This is a genomic window from Blastococcus sp. SYSU DS0617, from assembly GCF_054051075.1.
Map to the genome: position 1 here is coordinate 100647 of NZ_JBJHAO010000003.1, position 19192 is coordinate 119838.

General features: G+C 74.1%; 17 protein-coding genes and 1 tRNA gene. 11 read left to right on the forward strand and 7 right to left on the reverse strand.

Going from position 1 to position 19192, the window contains the following annotated elements:
* Positions 1 to 61 precede the first annotated feature (61 nt).
* The 5 genes from ACI793_RS05080 to ACI793_RS05100 are packed head-to-tail and all read right to left on the reverse strand — an operon-like array spanning position 62 to position 3412.
* Positions 62 to 277, reverse strand: coding sequence for an RNA-binding S4 domain-containing protein (locus ACI793_RS05080; RefSeq protein WP_456605284.1), 216 nt, complete (start codon positions 275 to 277; stop codon positions 62 to 64).
* A gap of 5 nt (positions 278 to 282) precedes the next feature.
* Positions 283 to 1008: an MOSC domain-containing protein gene (locus tag ACI793_RS05085; RefSeq protein WP_456605285.1), complete on the reverse strand. Its 726-nt coding sequence runs from the start codon at positions 1006 to 1008 to the stop codon at positions 283 to 285.
* A 1-nt stretch (position 1009) separates the two neighbouring features.
* Positions 1010 to 1924 (reverse strand): aldose 1-epimerase family protein, encoded by a 915-nt coding sequence (locus ACI793_RS05090; RefSeq protein WP_456605286.1) that lies wholly within the window; start codon positions 1922 to 1924, stop codon positions 1010 to 1012.
* Between the two features lie 28 nt (positions 1925 to 1952).
* The gene (locus ACI793_RS05095) at positions 1953 to 3035 is read right to left on the reverse strand and encodes a hypothetical protein (RefSeq protein WP_456605287.1); all 1083 of its coding nucleotides are present in this window, start codon (positions 3033 to 3035) and stop codon (positions 1953 to 1955) included.
* Positions 3032 to 3412: an RNA polymerase sigma factor gene (locus tag ACI793_RS05100; protein WP_456605288.1), complete on the reverse strand. Its 381-nt coding sequence runs from the start codon at positions 3410 to 3412 to the stop codon at positions 3032 to 3034. The genes ACI793_RS05095 and ACI793_RS05100 overlap by 4 nt, the downstream gene beginning before the upstream one ends.
* Before the next feature lie 564 nt (positions 3413 to 3976).
* Between ACI793_RS05100 and ACI793_RS05105 the strand changes: the two genes are divergently transcribed.
* Together ACI793_RS05105 and ACI793_RS05110 are read left to right on the forward strand one after the other, a co-directional pair.
* Entirely contained in the window at positions 3977 to 5806 is a 1830-nt protein-coding gene (locus ACI793_RS05105; protein WP_456605289.1) for a flavin-containing monooxygenase, read from the forward strand.
* Positions 5803 to 7005, forward strand: a complete 1203-nt coding sequence (locus ACI793_RS05110; protein WP_456605290.1) for a cytochrome P450 — start codon at positions 5803 to 5805, stop codon at positions 7003 to 7005. The genes ACI793_RS05105 and ACI793_RS05110 overlap by 4 nt, the downstream gene beginning before the upstream one ends.
* A gap of 76 nt (positions 7006 to 7081) precedes the next feature.
* On the opposite strand, the gene ACI793_RS05115 is transcribed toward ACI793_RS05110, so the two are convergent.
* On the reverse strand, positions 7082 to 7540 hold the full coding sequence (locus tag ACI793_RS05115; RefSeq protein ID WP_456605291.1) for a GNAT family N-acetyltransferase: 459 nt from the start codon (positions 7538 to 7540) through the stop codon (positions 7082 to 7084).
* A gap of 75 nt (positions 7541 to 7615) precedes the next feature.
* Here ACI793_RS05115 and ACI793_RS05120 point away from each other — a divergent pair, with 75 nt between their 5' ends.
* The 3 genes from ACI793_RS05120 to ACI793_RS05130 all read left to right on the forward strand — a co-directional run bounded on the left by ACI793_RS05120 (position 7616) and on the right by ACI793_RS05130 (position 11445).
* Positions 7616 to 8779 (forward strand): acyl-CoA dehydrogenase family protein, encoded by a 1164-nt coding sequence (locus tag ACI793_RS05120; protein WP_456605292.1) that lies wholly within the window; start codon positions 7616 to 7618, stop codon positions 8777 to 8779.
* Between the two features lie 92 nt (positions 8780 to 8871).
* A complete protein-coding gene (locus tag ACI793_RS05125; protein WP_456605293.1) occupies positions 8872 to 9354 on the forward strand; it encodes a DUF1707 SHOCT-like domain-containing protein in 483 nt (160 codons plus the stop codon).
* Positions 9355 to 9450: 96 nt separating this feature from the next.
* Positions 9451 to 11445: an acetoacetate--CoA ligase gene (locus ACI793_RS05130; protein WP_456605294.1), complete on the forward strand. Its 1995-nt coding sequence runs from the start codon at positions 9451 to 9453 to the stop codon at positions 11443 to 11445.
* Positions 11446 to 11526: 81 nt separating this feature from the next.
* Here ACI793_RS05130 and ACI793_RS05135 read toward each other — a convergent pair.
* Positions 11527 to 11609 (reverse strand) — tRNA-Leu (locus ACI793_RS05135).
* A 173-nt stretch (positions 11610 to 11782) separates the two neighbouring features.
* On the opposite strand from ACI793_RS05135, the gene ACI793_RS05140 reads away from it, so the two are divergent.
* The 6 genes from ACI793_RS05140 to ACI793_RS05165 all read left to right on the forward strand — a co-directional run bounded on the left by ACI793_RS05140 (position 11783) and on the right by ACI793_RS05165 (position 19102).
* A complete protein-coding gene (locus ACI793_RS05140; RefSeq protein ID WP_456605295.1) occupies positions 11783 to 12595 on the forward strand; it encodes an FhaA domain-containing protein in 813 nt (270 codons plus the stop codon).
* A gap of 76 nt (positions 12596 to 12671) precedes the next feature.
* Entirely contained in the window at positions 12672 to 13133 is a 462-nt protein-coding gene (locus ACI793_RS05145; protein WP_456605296.1) for an FHA domain-containing protein FhaB/FipA, read from the forward strand.
* Positions 13130 to 14503 carry a PP2C family protein-serine/threonine phosphatase gene (locus tag ACI793_RS05150; RefSeq protein ID WP_456605297.1) on the forward strand — a complete coding sequence of 458 codons (1374 nt, stop codon included), beginning with the start codon at positions 13130 to 13132 and terminating at the stop codon, positions 14501 to 14503. Before ACI793_RS05145 ends, ACI793_RS05150 begins: the two co-directional genes overlap by 4 nt.
* Entirely contained in the window at positions 14503 to 15900 is a 1398-nt protein-coding gene (locus ACI793_RS05155) for an FtsW/RodA/SpoVE family cell cycle protein (RefSeq protein WP_456605298.1), read from the forward strand. The genes ACI793_RS05150 and ACI793_RS05155 overlap by 1 nt, the downstream gene beginning before the upstream one ends.
* Complete coding sequence (locus ACI793_RS05160) at positions 15897 to 17336, forward strand: peptidoglycan D,D-transpeptidase FtsI family protein (RefSeq protein WP_456605299.1); 1440 nt, start codon at positions 15897 to 15899, stop codon at positions 17334 to 17336. Before ACI793_RS05155 ends, ACI793_RS05160 begins: the two co-directional genes overlap by 4 nt.
* A complete protein-coding gene (locus ACI793_RS05165) occupies positions 17336 to 19102 on the forward strand; it encodes a serine/threonine-protein kinase (RefSeq protein ID WP_456605300.1) in 1767 nt (588 codons plus the stop codon). The genes ACI793_RS05160 and ACI793_RS05165 overlap by 1 nt, the downstream gene beginning before the upstream one ends.
* Positions 19103 to 19192: the final 90 nt, after the last annotated feature.

Sequence of the window (19192 nt, forward strand, 5' to 3'; positions counted from 1 at the left end):
GGGCTGCCCGCGGTTCCACGTGGAACCGGCCCGGAGCCGGTCCGCGAGCTCGTCGGGCCGGTCAGCCGATCCGTACGTCCCCAAAGCCCTCGACGGAGACCACGTCGCCGGACCGGAGCTGCCGGCCGCGCCGGTCCTCGGGCTCGCCGTTGACGCGGATGTCGGTGGTGGCCAGGACGTCCTTCACCTGCGCGCCGGTCGGCACGGCGTCGACCAGCTTGAGCAGCTGGCCCAGCCGGATGGTGTCCTCCCCGGGCCGCAGGTCGACGGTGCGCATGCCGCTCAGTCTGCCGCCGGCGCCAGGACGTCGCCGACCCGGACCGTCCCGGGCTCCACGACGGCGGCGCGCACGGCCAGGAACCCGTCCCGCTCGCGATGGATCGTCTTGAGCACCGACGTGTCGCGACCGAGGCCACCGGGCTGCGGCCGCGTGGTCATGACGCAGCGGGCGATGGGCGCCCCGAACCGGACCGAGGCGGCACCCAGAACGGCGTCCCGGCCACGGAGGGCGTCCTCGCCCGCGCCGTCCAGCAGCACGTTGGCCCGGAAGCGCCGGCGGTCCCAGGTGCCCACCGTGCCCGTGGAGACCACCGAGAGCCGGATGCGGGGACTGTCGTGGAAGGGGCCGGTCGCGCCCTCCCACTGCATCCACTCCGTGGGGCCGTCCGCCTCCTCCTCCCCCGGGTCCTCGTAGACCGGCGCCCGGTCGCCCTGCTCGGCCGCGGTGCGCAGCTCCACCCGCCGGCCGAGCCAGTCGGACAGCACGTCGTCCTCGGCGGTCACGGTGCCGTCGGGCAGCACGATCTCGACGCCCCCGTCCGCGCGCACGCGGGCGGCGCCGAACAGCAGCTCGGGCACCCGGCGGGCGGTGAGCCCCATCCCGGTGTCCCGGTCGAACAGCGCCCAGCCGCGGTCCCGCGGGATGCCGAGCGGCCCGATCCAGGCCTCGGTCAGCCGCTCGCCCTGCAGCGACTTGACCGGGTAGCGCCACAGCTCCAGGACGCGCATCTCAACCCTCCGGGGTCCAGGACAGCGTCCAGGTGCCCGTCCACGTCTCCCCCGGCTCCAGGGCGACGAGGTCCACGCCGTCGGCCAGGGCGTTCGCCGGGCAGCTCATCGGCTCCACCGCGAGGCTGCGCCGCCGCTGTCCCTCCGGGAGCGTGTCACCGGTGTAGACCTGCAGCCAGGGCCAGGACTCGTCGACGGCGAGCTCCAGCCCGCCCGCGGCGCCGGCCAGGCGGACCCGTGCCCACCCGTCGTCGTCCCGGACCAGGTCCGTGAGCGCGGTGTCGAAGGCGCGGTCGCCGATCCGGCCGACCGCGCCGTCGAAGGGCCGCCGCCCCCCGCTGGGCAGGCCGCCGTCGAGCAGCAGCTCGGTCCGGGCCGGCAGGTGCACCTCGGCGTCGCCGATACCGCCGTCCTCGGTGGCGCCGACCGAGAGGTACGGGTGGAAACCGGCGCCGAGGGGTGCGCGGCGGTCGCCGTCGTTGCGCACCCGCATCGTCGTGGTCAGGCGGTCGGCGGTCAGCGCGTGGTCGACAGCGGCGGCCAGCCGGAACGGGTACCCCGGGCGGGGCAGGAGCGTCGTCCCCACCGTGGCGGTGTCCCCGCTGGCCGCCAGCACCGACCACGGCTGCCAGGACACCAGGCCGTGGGTGGCGTTCGGCGACGCGGGCGAGGCGACCTCCAGCTGGAGCTGCTCGCCCTCCCACGTCCACCGGCCACCGCGCAGCCGGTTGGGCCAGGGCAGCAGCACCCCGCCGCGCCGGCCGGGGAGGGTGCCGCCCGCCGGATAGCCGTCGAGCACCTCCCAGCCGCCCACCGCCAGCCGGCGCAGCGCCCCGCCGCGGAGGTCGATGGCGAGCTCGGCCGCGCCGGCGGTGAGCTGCACCTCGCGCGGTCCGGTCGGCCAGATGTCGGGCATGGGAGCCAGCTCACCACATCCGTCCACGTCAGGGCGTGTAGGCGACTCCCGCGGCGATGGCCAGGACGTCGTCCCGGGTGAGGTCCTCCGGCGCGTGGACCGTGCAGAGCGTGCCATCGGCCAGCTCCCAGGCGACCAGCCAGAAGCGCTGCTCCGGATCCATGTAATCCGACGCGTGCACCAGCTGGGCCGGCCGCCCGTCCACCGTCGTCGTCACCACGGGGTCGATCGCGGTGACCGAGGCGATGCGCTGCTCCACCGAACCGTTGTCCATCTCGTGGTCGCCGGCCGGCGCCTCCGGCATGCATTGCACGCTGAGGAGCCGGGTCGGGTCCGCGTCGTCGGCGACGCCGATGGCACCGCTGCTCTCGTGCCAGTCGACGACCGACCAGCCGGCCGGGGCCAGCCCCACCTGCAGGTTGATCGGCTGCGGGCGGTCGACGAGCGACTCGCCCACCGCGACCAGCGCGTCCCGGTCACCGAAGGCGTCGTCGCCGCGCAGGCTCACCCACTGACCGGGCGCCCGCTCCCAGGCGAGCGCCGCCACGGGGAGGTCGTCGAAGCAGACGTTGGCCACCGTGCACGTGTGGTCGGGCATGGTGCCGGTGGCGTACCGCGCCGGGACGCCGGCGACCGTCGTGGCGCCCTGCTCGGTGAGGTAGGGATCGTCCCCCCAGGCGGGCTCGGTGGGCGAGAGGGAGATCGAGAACCCCGTCCCGTCCGGGGCGGTGTAGCCGGCCACCGCCTCCGGATCGCCGCTCGCCCCGGTGAAGCTCGGGGTCATCCCGGCCGGCACGGGCTCCAGGGAGAGCGGGAAGGTGATCTCCTCGACGGCCACCAGCGTCAGGCCGTCCGACCCGCTCCCCGCGGGCTCGGCGGCGTCGGTCCCGGTGATCGCCACGGCGCCGGCCCAGGCGGCCGCCGCGGTGAGCACCGCGGCGCCGGTGCGCAGGGCGGCGGTCCGTCCGATCCGGATCGTCGGGCGCCCCGGGGTGCGCATCGAGGCGCCCTCGATCTCGGCGAGCAGCGCGGCACGAGCGGCCGAGCGGGCAGCGGTGGACAGCGGCGCGGCGTCGGGGCCGGCCTCGCGGAGCAGCGTGAGGTCGTTCATCGGTCGTCCTCCTCGGAGGTGGGGTCGAACGGGGAGACGTCGCCGAGCGCGGCACGGGTCTGCCGGCGCGCCCGGTTGAGGCGGGAGCGGACGGTGCCGACGGGCACGTCCAGGACGGCGGCGATCTCGCCGTAGCCCAGCTGCCCCCAGGCCAGGAGCAGCAGCGCGTCGCGGTCGCGCGGCTTCAGCCCGGCCAGCGCCGCGGCCAGCGGTCCGCGCAGCGCCTGGGCGGCGAGCCGGTCGCCGGCGTCCGCCGGGTCGTCCGCGTGCTCCTCCGGCCGGCCCGCCTCGCGGGCGAGTGCCCGGTAGCGCCGCCGCTCGCTGCGCTCGTGGCCGCGCAGCACGTTGGTGGCGATGCCCAGCAGCCAGGGCCGCACCTCGAGGTGCTCGGGGCGGTAGGCCGCCGCCGGCGGAACGCCACCAGGAAGGTCTCGCTGAGCAGGTCGTCGGCCAGCTCACCGACCCGGCGGCCCAGGTAGCGGTGGACCGCGCCGGCGTGCCGGTCGAACAGCGCGGCGAACTCGGCCGACTCGTCCACGGAGCGGGCGACCAGCTCGGCATCGGTCGGGGCGGCGTCCGGGAGGGCGCGCAGCCGGAGGGGGTCGGGGGGCGGGTCGGCCGACCGGTGCACCGCCGCGAACGTCACGACTGGTGATGATCCGGTGGCGAGGGGTGAAGTCGTCACACCCCTTCATGTCCGGAGGACGCGAACCGGTTCACGGCCGCCCCGCGAGCCAGGGCCGCCGGCACGGGGGAGGGAACTGCAACCCGGCCAATGGTTCAGGGGTGAGAACAACCACAGGCCGGACGGCCGACCGCTGTGGGAGTCTCTGCCGGACTGTGGTCCACGGCACAATCCGGGAACCGCCGGCGTCGGGGTGCCGGTGCCCGGATGCATCGCGCCGGTGCGGTGGCGCCCGGGCGACGAGGGGAGCAGCGCGATGACGACGACCACCCGAGGGCCGGTCCGCCCGGACGGGACGCCGATCGACAAGGAAGCGGTCCGCCGCAAGTACCTCGAGGAGCGCGACAAGCGCCTGCGCGCGGACGGCAACGACCAGTATCTGCGCCTGACCGGCGAGCTGGCCGGCTACCTCGCCGACCCCTACACGCCCCGCGTCGAGCGGGAGCCGAAGACCGACCACGTCACCGTCGCGTTCATCGGCGGCGGCTTCGCCGGCCTGGTCACCGGCGCCCGCCTCAAGGAGGCGGGCATCACCGACGTCCGCATCGTCGAGAAGGGCGGTGACTTCGGCGGCACCTGGTACTGGAACCGCTACCCCGGCGCCCAGTGCGACACGGCGTCGATGATCTACATGCCGCTGCTCGAGGAGACCGGCCACATGCCGACCGAGAAGTACGCGCACGCGCCGGAGATCCTCGAGCACTGCCAGCGCATCGGGAAGCACTACGACCTGTACGACGACGCGCTCTTCCACACCGAGGTCGAGGACATCCGGTGGGACCCCGAGGGCTCGCGCTGGGTCGTGCGCACCGACCGTGGCGACGTCTTCACCGCCACGTTCCTGGCCATGGGCACCGGGCCGCTGCACGTGCCCAAGCTCCCCGGCATCCCCGGCATCTCCTCGTTCCAGGGGCACAGCTTCCACACCAGCCGGTGGGACTACGCCTACACCGGTGGTGACCCCTCGGGCGCACCGCTGGAGAACCTGGCCGACAAGCGCGTGGCCCTGATCGGCACCGGGGCCACCTCCGTGCAGGCGGTGCCCCACCTGGCCGGCGCCTGCGCCGAGCTCTACGTCTTCCAGCGCACGCCGTCCTCGGTCGACGTCCGGAACAACGCGCCGCTGGACCCGGAGTGGTTCGCCTCCGTCGCTGCCACCCCGGGCTGGCAGCAGCGCTGGCTGGAGAACTTCACCGCCACCCAGACCGGCGCCGGCACGGGCGAGGACCTGGTCATGGACGGCTGGACCGACCTGGCCCGGCGGATGCGCGAGCGCGTGCTGTCGCTGCCGCCGGACCAGCAGACCCTCGCCGGCATGCAGGCGGCGATGGAGGACGCGGACGTCGAGAAGATGGAGGAGATCCGCGCCCGGGTCGACGCCGTCGTCGCCGATCCGGCGACCGCGGAGGGGCTCAAGGCTTGGTACCGGCAGCTGTGCAAGCGGCCCTGCTTCCACGACGAGTACCTCGACGCCTTCAACCGGCCGGGGACGCACCTGGTGCACACCGACGGCAAGGGCGTCGAGCGGATCACCGAGAACGGCGTCGTCGCCAACGGCCACGAGTACGAGGTCGACTGCATCATCTACGCCTCGGGCTTCGAGGTGGGCACCGAGTACACCCGGCGGGCCGGCTACGACGTGACCGGCCGGGACGGCGTGACGCTGTCCGGGCGCTGGGCCGACGGCATGCGCACCCTGCACGGCACCCACGTGCACGGCTTCCCGAACCTGTTCGTGGTCCAGCCGACCCAGGGCGCGAACCTGATCAGCAACGTCCCGCACAACCTCACCGAGAGCGGCCGCACCATCGCCGCGATCGTGCGGCACGCCCTGGACACGGGCTCGTGCGAGGTCGAGGTCAGCGCCGAGGCGGAGCAGGCGTGGGTCGACCTGCTGCTCACCCACCCCGGCAGGGGGGTGATCGGCTCGCCGGACTGCACCCCCGGCTACTACAACAACGAGGGCCAGGACGCCGGCCTGCGGGCGAAGCTCAACGTCGGGTACCCGGCCGGGGCGGCCGCGTACTTCACCTACCTGGACGGCTGGCGCTCGTCCGGCGAGTTCGAGGGGCTGATGTTCCGGTGACGAACCTGGAGGACCTCGTCCGGAACATCGACGTCGCCGATCCGTACCCGGTGTGGCAGTCGCTGCTCGAGAGCGGGCCGATGGTCGCCCCCGACAGCTCCTTCGCGCTGCTGACCTCGCACGCGCACTGCGACGCGGTACTGCGCTCGCCGCTGGTCAGCGTGGACCGGAGCAACTCCACCCAGTGGCAGGAGGTCGCCGCGACGCTGTCACCCGAGGAGCGCGAACGCCAGGACCGGCAGCGCAGCTTCCTGTTCCTCGACCCGCCGGACCACACCCGCCTCCGGCGGCTGGTGAGCAAGGCCTTCACGCCGCGCGTGGTCGCGGAGCTGGCGCCGTTCGTGGAGCAGCTCACCGAGGACCTGCTGGACGACGCCGTCGCGCGCGGGGGCCTCGAGGTGGTCGGCGACCTCGCCTACCCCCTCCCGGTCACGGTGATCAGCCGGATGCTCGGCGTCCCCCAGGAGGACCACGTGCGGTTCTCCGCCTGGTCGGACGTGCTGGCCAAGAGCCTCGACGACGGCCCGACCGCGGAGGAGACCCCGGAGTCGCGGCAGCGGCGGCACGCCGCCGACGAGTTCCGCGCGTACTTCACCGGGCTCTGCGCGCAACGCCGCGCCGAGCCGCGGGACGACCTGCTGAGCGCGCTGGTGCAGATCGAGCACGAGGGCGACCGGCTCAGCAACGACGAACTGCTGAGCACCGCGCAGCTCCTGCTCGTCGCCGGCCACGAGACGACGGTGAACCTGATCGCGAACGGCACGCTGGCCCTGCTCCGGGACGACGACCTGCGCGCCCGGGTGGCGACCGACCCGGTCTGCGCCGCCGGCGTCGTCGAGGAGGTGCTGCGGCTGGACCCGCCGGTGCAGATGACCGGGCGCATCGCCCGCGAGGACCTGGAGGTGCCGGGTGGGATGGTCCGCGCCGGCGGCCGGGTGGTCCTCCTGATCGCCGCGGCCGGCCGGGACCCGGAGCAGCACCCGGACCCGCTGCGGCTGGACCCGACCCGGACCAGCCCGCACCTGGCGTTCGGCATCGGCCACCACTACTGCCTGGGGGCTCCGCTGGCCCGGCTCGAGGGCCGGGTCGCGCTGCAGGCGCTCGCCCGGCGGACGGCCGGCGCGCGGCTCGGCGAGCTGACCTACAAGCCCAACCGCATCCTGCGCGGCCCGGCGCGGCTCGAGGTCCTGCTCTCCTGACCCCTCGCGGATCCGCGCACCCGGGGCTGCCGGCGCCGAGGTGTGCGGATTCCCGGCGCCGGGGTGTGCGGATTCGTCAGGGAAGGGTGCGCTCGAAGAACAGCGAGTGCTCGGCGTCCGGGTCGCCGGCGTAGTCCCCGAACGGGCCGATCGGCGCGTAGCCGGCCCCGCGGTACAGCGCCACCGCCTCGGGTTGCAGCGGGCCGGTCTCCAGCCGCAGGGTCGTCCATCCGCGCCCGCGGGCGGCCTCCTCCAGACCCGCCAGCACCGCGCGGGCCACGCCGCGTCCCCGCGCGGCCGGGACGACGTACATCCGCTTCACCTCGGCCGCGGCGCCGCCGAGCGGCCGGAGGGCACCGCAGCCCAGCGGCGTCCCGTCGTCGTCCCGGGCGAGGAGGACGACGGCCACGTCGGCGGCGGTCGGTGCGTGCCCGGGCTCGAGCTTCCCGCCGTAGCGCGCCCGGACCTCGGTCTGCTGGTCGGTGGTCAGCCGCTGCACGTCCGGGTCGTCCCAGACCGCCGACTCGATGATCACCCGCCCATCCTCCGCGACCGCCCCGGGCCCGGCTGCGGAGGTACCGTCCGCGGGAAGCCGCACCCGAGGAGAACCGTGCCCGTCGACCGCGAACTGCCCACCCCCGAGGCCGAGGACCTGCTCGCCCTCACCCGCGAGATCGCCGACGCGGAGCTGGCCCCCAAGGCGGCCGCGCACGAGCGCGAGGAGCGGTTCCCGCGCGAGGTGTTCCGCCTGCTCGGCGACGCCGGGCTGATGGGCCTGCCGTTCGGCGAGGACGTCGGCGGCGGGGGGCAGCCCTACGAGGTCTACCTGCAGGTGGTCGAGGAGCTCGCCGCGCGCTGGGCCAGCGTCGCGCTGGGCGTCAGCGTGCACACGCTGTCCTGCTTCCCGATCGACCGGTTCGGCAGCGAGGCGCAGCGGCGCGAACTGCTGCCCGGCATGGTGGGCGGGCAGCTGCTCGGCGCCTACTGCCTGTCCGAGGCGCACGCCGGCTCCGACCCCGCCGCCATGCGGGCCGCCGCCCGGACCGACGGCGACGGGTGGCGCGCCGCCGGCGAGAAGGCCTGGGTCACCCACGGTGGCCACGCCGACTTCTACTCGACGTTCCTGCGCACCCCGGACGACGGCGAGCGGGCCATCTCCTGCTTCCACCTCACGCCCGATCTGGCCGGTCTCAGCGCCGCCCCGCCCGAGCAGAAGATGGGCCTGACCGGCTCCACGACCGCCGCCATCCGGCTGGACGACGTCCCGGTCGGTGCCGACCGGCTCGTCGGTGAGCGGGGCCGCGGCATGGGGATCGCGCTCGCGGCGCTGGACTCCGGGCGGCTGGGCATCAGCGCCGTCGCCGTCGGGCTGGCGCAGTCCGCGCTGGACCTGGCCGTCGGCTACGCGATGGAGCGGGAGGCGTTCGGCCGCCCGATCGCCCAGCACCAGGGCGTCTCCTTCCTGCTCGCGGACATGGCGGCGGCCGTGGAGTCCGCGCGGGCGACCTACCTGGTCGCCGCCCGGCGCAAGGACGCCGGCAAGCCGTACTCGCGGCAGGCCAGCATCGCCAAGCTGGTGTCCACCGATGCGGCCATGAAGGTGACCACCGACGCCGTCCAGGTGCTGGGCGGCGCCGGCTACACCCGCGACCACCCGGCGGAGCGCTACATGCGCGAGGCCAAGGTCATGCAGATCTTCGAGGGCACCAACCAGATCCAGCGGATGGTCATCGGCCGCTCCCTCACCGCCGCGAGCGTGCCGCCGGCCGGCTGATCGGGCGGGGTTCCACGTGGAACCCACCGATGGGTGGACGACGGCGGACGACCGGGGGCCGATACTGGGAGCCACCGTCCCAGGAGAGCTCGATGCCCGAACCGCACCTGCGCGCCTCCGACGCCGACCGCGCCACCGTCGCCTCCGTCCTGGGCGAGCACATGGCCGCGGGGCGGCTGACCGTCGCCGAGTACGAGGAGCGGCTCACCCGCGCCTACGCCGCGAAGACCTACGGCGAGCTAGCCGAGCTGACCACCGATCTGCCGGGCGGTGGGGCACCCGCAGTCGCGAGCGGGGCCACGGCCGCCGACAGGGAGACCCGCCCGGCGCGGTGGAGCCCCGACTGGTCCGGGGCGGGCGCCGAGGAATGGCGGTCCTGGGCGGGCACCGCGGCGATCGTCACCGCCATCTGGGCGACCACCTCGCTGGCCAGCTGGGAGTTGCTGTACTTCTGGCCGATCTGGGTCATCGTCCCCTGGGGCGCGGTGCTGCTCGTCCAGATCTTCTGGGGCGACGACGAGGACGAGGACGAGGACGACGACGAGCCGGGGCCGCGGTCGCTGCCCGGTCGCTGACGGCGGCGGGAACCGCGGCGCCGCCCGTGCGATGCTTCGCCGGCGGCCCCGGAACCCGGGCCTGCACCGTTTCGCACCCCACTCCGGGAGGCCCGCGTGACCGGCGACATCGACCTCGGGACAGCGGAACCCGGCCAGGTGCTGTGGGAACCGTCGGCGGAGCGGCGGGAGAACTCGCAGCTCACGACCTTCGCGCGCCGGGTCGAGTCCCGGTACGGCGTGCAGGTCCCGGACCACGAGTCGCTGTGGCGCTGGTCGGTCGACCACCTCGAGCAGTTCTGGGCCGAGGTGTGGGACTTCTTCGACATCGCGCCGGGGACGTCCTACGACGCGGTGCTGGCCGACCGCAGCATGCCCGGCGCCGTCTGGTTCCCGGGTGCCCGGCTGAACTACGCCGAGCACATCCTCCGGCGCGGCGAGGGCCGCGGCGGGGAGACCGCGCTGGTGGCGGTGGCCGAGGACGGCACCACCTCCGAGGTGACCTGGGACGAGCTCACGCGGCAGGTCGGCGCGGTGGCGACCGCGATGCGGCGGATGGGCGTCCGCGAGGGGGAGCGGGTGGTCGGCTACCTGCCCAACGTGCCGCAGGCCGTCGTGGCCTTCCTCGCCGCGGCCAGCATCGGCGCGGTGTGGTCGGCCTGCGGGCCGGAGATCGGCCTGCAGAGCGCTATCGACCGGTTCGCCCAGCTCGAGCCGGTGCTGCTGATCGCCGTCGACGGCTACCGCTTCGGTGGCCGCACCCACGACCGCCGCGAGCTGGTGGGCGAGCTGGCCGCCGCGCTCCCCACCCTGCGCGACGTCGTGCACGTGCCGGTGCCCGGCGTGGAGCAGAGCGGCACGGGCACCCCCTGGGCGGACCTGCTGGCCGAGCCGGGCGAGGCCGCGCCGGTCCAGCTGCCGTTCGACCACCCCCTCTGGGTCGTCTACTCCTCCGGCACGACCGGCCTGCCCAAGGGCCTGGTGCACGGGCACGGCGGGATCCTGCTCATGGCGTCGTCGCAGCGGCTGCAGAGCGATCCGCAGCCCGGTGACCGCGGCATGTCCTACACGTCCACCACCTGGATCATGTGGAACGGGATGGTCAGCGGCCTGCTGGGCGGGGGCACGGCGGTGCTGTACGACGGCAACCCGATGTACCCGTCGGTGGACCGGCTGTGGCAGCTGGCCGAGGAGCACCGGCTGACCAGCCTGGGGGTCAGCCCCGGCTACCTGCAGGCGTGCGAGAAGGCCGGCCTGCACCCGGCGCGCGACCACGACCTGTCCGCGCTGCGCAGCCTGGGCGTCACCGGCTCCCCCCTGCCGGCGGGCTCGTTCCGCTGGGTCTACGACGAGCTGGGGCCCGACTTCGTGCTGCGGGTGTTCAGCGGAGGCACCGACTTCGCCGCGACGCTGGTGGGCGGCTCGTCCTGGCTGCCGGTGTACCTGGGCGAGATGTCCGGCCGCCAGCTCGGCTGCCACGTCGAGTCCTGGGACGCCGAGGGCCGCCCCCTGGTCGACGAGGTCGGCGAGCTGGTCATCCTGTCGCCGATGCCCTCCATGCCGCTGCGGATCTGGGGCGACGAGGACGGCCGGCGGTACCACGACGCCTACTTCGACACCTATCCCGGCGTGTGGCGGCACGGCGACTGGCTGACCGTCACCAGCCGCGGCAGCTGCGTCATCCACGGCCGCTCGGACTCCACGCTCAACCGGCACGGCGTGCGGATGGGCAGCTCGGACATCTACCAGGCGGTGGAGGCGCTGCCGGAGGTGGCCGAGGCGCTGGTGCTCGGCGTCGAGCAGCCCGACGGTGGCTACTGGCTGCCGCTGTTCCTGCGCCTCGCCGACGGCGCCGTGCTGGACGAGGAGCTCGTGGACCGCATCCGCGCGGCCGTGCGGACCCAGGCCTCACCCCGGCACGTCCCCGACGAGGTGCTCGAGGTGCCGGCGATCCCGCACACCACCACCGGCAAGAAGCTCGAGGTCCCGATCAAGCGGATCTTCCAGGGCGTCGCGGTGGAGCGGGCGTGCAACCTGGGCGCCGTCGACGACCCGGCCGCGGTCACCTGGTTCGCCGACCTCGCCGAACGCCGGCAGCGCGCCGACCGCTGAGCCCGACCGGTCCCCGCGCCGGTCACCGCTGCCGGGAACGACGAAGGGCTCCCCGGATCGGGGAGCCCTTCGCGTGCTGGGTGGGCAAGGGGGGAGTTGAACCCCCACGTCCTTTCGGACACACGGACCTGAACCGTGCGCGTCTGCCATTCCGCCACTTGCCCTGGCGAGCGACGACACTAGCAGCCCGGGGCCGCGGACCGGGCCAGGGGTGCGATCGCCCTCCCGCCACCGGCACAAACGTGCCCGGCGGCGCGCGTTGGCCGGACCACGCTGCGCCGCCCGGCTACGATCGCGAGAAGCACAGGAATGTCCGGCCGAGCGCGAGGGAGCGACCGTGGGTGTGCTCCAGCGCTTCGAGCGGCGCCTCGAGGGCATGGTCGGCCTGGCGTTCGCCCGCCTCTTCAAGGGCAAGGTCCACCCGGCCGAGATCGCCAAGGCCCTGACCCGCGAGGCCGACGAGCAGCGCTCCGTCATGGGCGAGGGCCGCATCCTCGCCCCCAACGTCTACGTGGTCCGCCTCGGGGACACCGACTACGAGCACCTGGGCCAGTGGTCCGACCAGCTCGCCGGTGAGCTCGCCGACATGGTGTCCGAGCACATCGACGACGAGGGCTATTCGATCTTCGACGCCGTCCGCGTGCACCTCGAGCTCGACAGCGACCTCCCCACCGGGGTGTTCGAGGTGTCCTCCGAGGTCGCCGACCCGGCGGCGCCGGGTTCCCGGGCCGACCTCGCCTCCGCCGGTGCCGCGCCGGTCAACGGTCACCCGCCGCTGCCCCCGCTGCCGCCCCTGCGCGGGCACGCCGGCGACACCGGCAAGGTCGGGCCCCCGCCGCTGCGCCCGGGCGGCCGCTCGACGGTCACGCACGCCCTGGTCGTCGACGGCCCCGGTACCCGGCACGAGCTGTCCGCCGGGCGCAACGTGATCGGCCGCGGCACCGAGGCCGACATCCGGCTCCCCGACACCGGCGTGAGCCGCAAGCACGTCGACGTCGTCCTCGACGGCGGCGTCGCCACCGCGGAGGATCTCGGATCGACCAACGGCACCCTGGTCAACGGCCGGCGGATCACCCGTCAGCCCCTCTCCGACGGCGACGTCATCCGGATCGGCCACTCGGTGCTGGTGTACCGGCGGGACGGCGCGTGACGAGGTCGTCGAGGTCACGCATGAGCAGGGCGGTACCGGGCACGACGTCGCTGATGGCGAGCGAGGTGACCGGGTGATGGCCGAGATCGTGCTGCAGGGTTTCCGCTTCGGGTTCCTCCTCCTGCTGTGGCTGTTCATCTTCGCCGCGTTCCGCGTCGTGCGGGCCGACCTGTTCGGCGGTCGCGTCGGCCGGGTGGCGTCCGTCCCGCCGCGGGCAGCTGCTGCCGGCAAGAAGCGCGGCAGCAAGGGCCCGCGCACCCTGGTCGTCACCGCGGGCCCGCTCAGCGGCACCAAGATCACCCTCGGCGAGCAGCCGATCCTCATCGGCCGGGCGGACGACTCGACCCTGGTGCTCACCGACGACTTCGCCAGCTCCCGTCACGCCCGACTGACCAACCGCGGCGGGCAGTGGTACGTGGAGGACCTCGGCTCCACCAACGGCACCTATCTCGACCAGCAGCGCGTCCAGGGGCCGCTGCTGATCAGCCCCGGCCAGCCGATCCGCATCGGCCAGACCGCGCTGGAGCTGCGCTCATGAGTCTCGTCCTGCGCTACGCAGCGCGTTCCGACCGCGGACTGATCCGCGGCAACAACCAGGACTCCGTCTACGCCGGACCGCGGCTGCTCGCCGTCGCCGACGGGATGGGCGGTCACGCCGCCGGCGACGTCGCCAGCAAGGTGGTGATCGCCGCCCTGCAGCACCTGGACGACGACACCCCGTCCGGCGACATGCTGCAGGCCCTCCGCCAGGGGGTCTTCGAGGGCAGCGAGCACCTGCGCGAGGTCATCCGCGACTCCCCGCAGCTCGAGGGCATGGGGACGACGCTCACCGCGATCCTCTTCGCCGGCGGACGGCTGGCGCTGTGCCACGTGGGCGACTCGCGCGCCTACCTGCTCCGCGACGGCGAGTTCACCCAGATCACCCACGACGACACGTTCGTGCAGACGCTGATCGACGACGGCCGGATCACCCCCGAGGAGGCCAACAGCCACCCGCAGCGCTCGCTGCTGCTGCGCGCACTCAACGGGCAGGAGGTCGAACCCGACCTCTCCATGCGCGAGGCCCGGGCCGGCGACCGGTACCTGCTGTGCTCCGACGGCCTGTCGGGTGTCGTCAGCGAGGAGACCCTCGCCGACGCGCTGGCCGACCCGGACCCGCAGAGCACCGCGGACCGCCTCATCGAGCTGGCGCTGCGCAGCGGCGGCCCCGACAACATCACCGTCATCGTCGCCGACGTCGTGGACGACGACGGCCGCGGCGTGCTCATGGAGCCGGTCGTCGACGGCGCCGCCGGCGACCACATCGGCCAGCGCCAGGTCGACGCCACCTCCGCGGCCGGCCGCGCCGCACTGGCCGATCCCACGCCGCCCCCGCCGCCGCAGCCCGCACCGCCGACGGGCGGTGGCCCCTCCGCCCGCCGCCGCCCGTTGCGACTCCTCCTCGGGGCGGGGATCCTGCTGACCGTGCTCGCGGCCGGCGCGATCGGCACCTACGTGTGGGCCCTGCAGCACTGGTTCGTCGGCGTCGACGAGGAGCAGGGGCAGGAGCAGGTGGCGGTCTTCCGCGGGCTCGACGTCTCGCTGCTCGGCCTGGACCTCTTCCGGGTGGACCAGGACGCCGACCTCCCCGTCACGGACCTCACGCCGGCGGCCCGCAACCGCGTGCAGGGCGGGATCACCGCCGACGACGCCGACCACGCCGAGCGCATCGTGTCCGCGCTGCGGGACCAGCGCCTGGAGCTCTGCCCCACCGAGGACGACGAGCCGGCCGACGCCGCACCGACCGACGGCGAACCGACCGACGAGGCCGGCGCGCCCGGCACGCCGGGGCGCACCACCGCAGCCGCCACGTCGACCGCGGCGACGTCGTCGTCGCGGCCGGGGGTGGACTGCCGGGAGCCCGAGTGATGGCCGGGCCGACGACCGACCCCCGCGCCGCTGCCTCCGGCACGGCCGTCCCCACCCGTCGGGGCACCGAGGCCCTGCTCCTGCTCTTCGCCGTCGTCATCACGCTGGCCGCCCAGTGCATCGTCGACCTCACCGTCACCGGCTCGCTGCGTCCCGAGCTGGCCACGTTCGGCATCTGGTTCACCGCGCTGTGGACCGGGGCGCACCTGGTCGTCCGGAAGTTCGCGCCCTACGCCGACCCGCTGCTGCTGCCCTGCGTCGCCGTCCTCACCGGCCTGGGGCTGGTGATGATCCACCGGCTGGACATCGCCGAGAACGCCGGCAGCGGGGACGCGCCCGTGCAGCTGCTGTGGGCCACCATCGGGCTGGCGCTGTTCATCGCCGTGCTCCTGGTGGTCCGTGACCACCGGCTCCTGTCCCGCTACGCCTACATCCTCATGCTGGTCGGCCTGGTGCTGCTGGCCATCCCCGCCGTGCTGCCCGCGTCGATGTCGGAGGTCTACGGCGCCAAGATCTGGATCCGCGTCGCCGGCTTCTCCATCCAGCCCGGTGAGTTCGCCAAGATCGCCCTGATCGTCTTCTTCGCCGCCTATCTGGTGGACAAGCGGGACGTCCTGGCGCTGGCCAGCCGCAAGGTCATGGGGCTGGAGTTCCCCCGTGGCCGCGACCTCGGGCCGGTTCTCGTCGTCTGGGTCGTCTCCATCCTGGTCCTGGTCTTCGAGCGCGACCTGGGCAGCTCGCTCCTGCTGTTCGGGATCTTCGTCGCGATGATCTACGTGGCCACCGAACGGGCCAGCTGGGTGGTCATCGGCCTCGTGCTCTTCGCCGGCGGCGCCACGATCGCCTACCGCGCCTTCGCCCACGTGCAGGCCCGCGTGGACACCTGGCTGGACCCCTTCGCCTACTACGACGGCGCGGGCTACCAGGTGGCGCAGTCGCTGTTCGGTCTGGGCACCGGCGGGCTGTTCGGTGCCGGGCTCGGCGGCGGACGGCCCGACGCGGTGCCCATCGCCAAGAGCGACTTCATCGGCTCCGCGATCGGCGAGGAGCTGGGCCTGTTCGGCTTCGCCGCGGTGATCCTCGTCTACCTGATCCTCGTCGAGCGCGGCCTGCGCACCTCGCTGATCGTGCGGGACCCCTTCGGCAAGCTGCTGGCGGCCGGCCTGTCGTTCGCCGTGGCCTGGCAGCTGTTCGTCGTCCTCGGTGGGGTGACCGGCCTGCTGCCACTGACCGGGCTCACCACCCCCTTCCTCGCCTACGGCGGCTCGTCGCTGGTGGCCAACTTCGGTCTGGTCGCCCTGCTGGTGCGGATCAGCGACGCCGCCCGCCGGCCGGCCACGCCGCACGTGGCCCCGCAGCGGCTCACCGATGCGCCGACCGAGGTGGTGACGCCGTGAACGCGCCGCTGCGCCGCGTGGCGATCAGCGTGCTGGTGCTCTTCACGCTGCTGATCCTCAACATCAACTACATCCAGGTCGTCCGCTCGGACGAGCTGCGCGAGGACGGCCGGAACACCCGGGTGCTGGCCGACGAGTACTCCCGCGAACGCGGCGCGATCGTCGTCGACGGCGAGCCGATCGCGATGTCGGTGCCCACCGACGACCGGCTCAAGTACCTGCGCCAGTACCCGCAGGCGGCCCTGTACGCGGCGGTGACCGGCTACTACTCGGTGATCTACGGCGCCACCGGCATCGAGAGCGCGGAGAACGAGCTGCTGACCGGCACCGACGACCGGCTCTTCGTGCGGCGGATCTCCGACCTGTTCACCGGCCGGGACCCCTCCGGCGGCGACGTCGTCCTCACCCTGGAGCCGGCCGTGCAGCAGGCCGCCATGGCCGGCCTCGAGGGCCAGGTCGGCGCGGTCGTGGCCCTCGATCCCACCACCGGCGCCGTCCTGGGGCTGGCGAGCACCCCGACCTACGACCCCAACCTGCTGGCCGGCCACGACCTCGACGCCGTCCGCGACGCGGCGGCCCAGCTCGAGGCGGCCGACCCCGACCCGCGGATCAACCAGGCGATCAGCGAGCGCTACGCCCCCGGCTCGATCTTCAAGGTCATCGTGTCGGCGGCGGCGCTGGAGGAGGGCTACACGCCCGAGACCGTCGTGCCGGCGCCCCAGGTGTTCGACCTGCCGCAGTCCAGCGGGACGCTGGAGAACTTCAACGGCTCGGCGTGCGACCCGAGCGGTCAGCAGCCGCTGATCGACGCGCTCACCATCTCCTGCAACACCGCCTTCGCCCAGCTGGGCATCGATCTGGGCGAGGACGCGATCCGCGACATGGCCGAGGCGTTCGGGCTCGGCCAGGACGACCTGGAGATCCCGCTGGAGGTCGCCACGAGCACGCTCGGCGAGATCGAGAACGGCGACCAGCTGGCCAGGACCTCGATCGGCCAGCAGGACGTGCAGGTGACCCCCGTGCAGGCGGCGATGATCGCGGCGGCCGTGGCCAACGACGGCGTCCTGATGAAGCCCTACCTCGTCGACCAGCTGCTCGCGCCGGACCTCACGGTCATCGACGAGACCGACCCGGAGGAGCTGTCCCAGCCGGTGTCCGAGCAGGTCGCCGACCAGCTGACCGAGATGATGACCAGCGTCGTGGCCAACGGCTCCGGGCGCAGCGCGCGGATCTCCGGCGTCCAGGTGGCCGGCAAGACGGGGACGGCGGAGAACGAGGGCCCCGACCACAACTGGTTCATCGGTTTCGCGCCGGCCGAGGAGCCCCGGATCGCCGTCGCCGTCTTCGTGCGCAACGGTGGAGGGACGGGTGGTGGCGTGGCCGCACCGATCGCCCGCCAGGTGATCCAGGCCTACCTCGACGGGCAGGAGGGCTGATGACCCTGGCCACCGGCAGCCTGCTCGCCGGCCGCTACGAGATCACCGCCCCGATCGCCGTGGGTGGCATGGGCGAGGTCTGGAAGGCCCGCGACCAGGTGCTCGACCGCATCGTCGCGGCCAAGGTCCTCAAGAGCGAGTACACCGACGACCCGAGCTTCCTGGCCCGCTTCCGCAACGAGGCGCGGCACACCGCGGCGCTGTCGCACCCCAACATCGCCTCGGTCTACGACTACGGGGAGACCGTCGACGACACGGGCACCAAGAAGCTGGCCTTCCTGGTCATGGAGTTCGTCGAGGGCCAGCCCCTGGTGACGATCCTGCACGAGGAGGGGCGGCTGCCGGTCGACTGGACGCTGCACGTCCTCGAGCAGTCCGCGGAGGGCCTGTCGGCCGCGCACCGCGCCGGCGTCGTCCACCGCGACATCAAGCCCGGCAACCTCATGGTGCGCCCCGACGGCGTGGTGAAGCTGACCGACTTCGGCATCGCCCAGGCCCGGGACGCCACACCGCTGACCCGCACCGGCATGGTGGTCGGCACCGCCCAGTACCTCTCCCCCGAGCAGGCCCAGGGCATGGAGGTCAACGCCGCCTCCGACGTCTACTCCCTCGGCGTCGTGGCCTACGAGTGCCTGACCGGTGGCCGGCCGTTCGACGGCACCTCCCAGGTGGCCATCGCGCTCGCGCACATCAACCGCCCCCCGCCGCCGCTCCCGGCCGAGGTGCCGCCGGCGGTCCGGCTGCTGGTCGAGCGGGCGCTGGCGAAGGACCCGGCCGACCGGTTCCCCGACGGCGGGGCGTTCGCCGCCGCGGTCCGGCGGGTCGCCGCCGGCGGGACGCCCGCACCGGTGGGCCCCGCGACGGCCCCGACCCAGGTGGTCGGCGGCGGCTTCGCCGACGGCCGGACCACGGTCCTGGCGGCGCAGACCGGCGCGCTGACCGGCACCCGCGCCCTGTCCCCCACGACCGGTGCGGGCGCCATGCCCCCGCTGCACGGGCCGGCGGACGACGACGACTGGGGGGCCCACGACGACGGCCCCCCACCCGCCAAGCGGCGCCGCTGGGCGTGGCTGCTGGTGGCGCTGGTCGTGCTCCTGCTGGTCGGCGGAGGCACCGCCCTGCTGATCAACCAGGGCAGCGGCACCGACGGCGGCCGCACCGCCACCCCGACGGGGCCGACGAGCGACATCACGGCGCCCGCGGCCGGCGTCGTCATCGGTCCGGCCAGCGCCTACATCGGTCAGGACGCCGACGTGGTCGCCGCCCAGTTGAGGGCCGACGGGCTGACGGTGGAGCAGGAGGAGGCCGACGACGCGACGCTCGCCGAGCTGGGCATGGACCTCGACGAGAACGCCGTCGCCGCGATCACGCCGTCCGGGACGACCGTCGATCCGGCCACGACCACCGTGCTCCTCACCGTCGCCGAGGACGGTTGGACGGTCGAGGAGGAGGAGCCGGAGCCCGAGCCCGAGCCGGAGCCGGTCGACGAGGAGCCCACTCCCACCCCGGAGGTCGAGGAGCCGACCCCGTCGCCCGCCACGAGCCCGGCGGAGACCCCTACGTCGGCCTCGAGCAGTGCGCCGGCACCATCGACCTCCGAGTCGGCCGCACCGTCGCCGACGGTCCAGCCCGGCCAGCCCGGCGAGGGCGGCGGTGGCGGCGGTGGCGGTGGCGGTGGCGGTGGCGGCGGGACCTCGACGGCTTCCCCACCCGGGGACGTGGGTGCCAACGCTCCTGAGGCGGCTGCTGCGGAAGTGAACGGGTGACCTGGCTGACCCTTCCCGGTTGCCCGGGAACGCGCCGTCCCGCCGCTAGGCTCGCCGACGGCATCCTGCCCGCAGCGCGCCCTGTCCGCT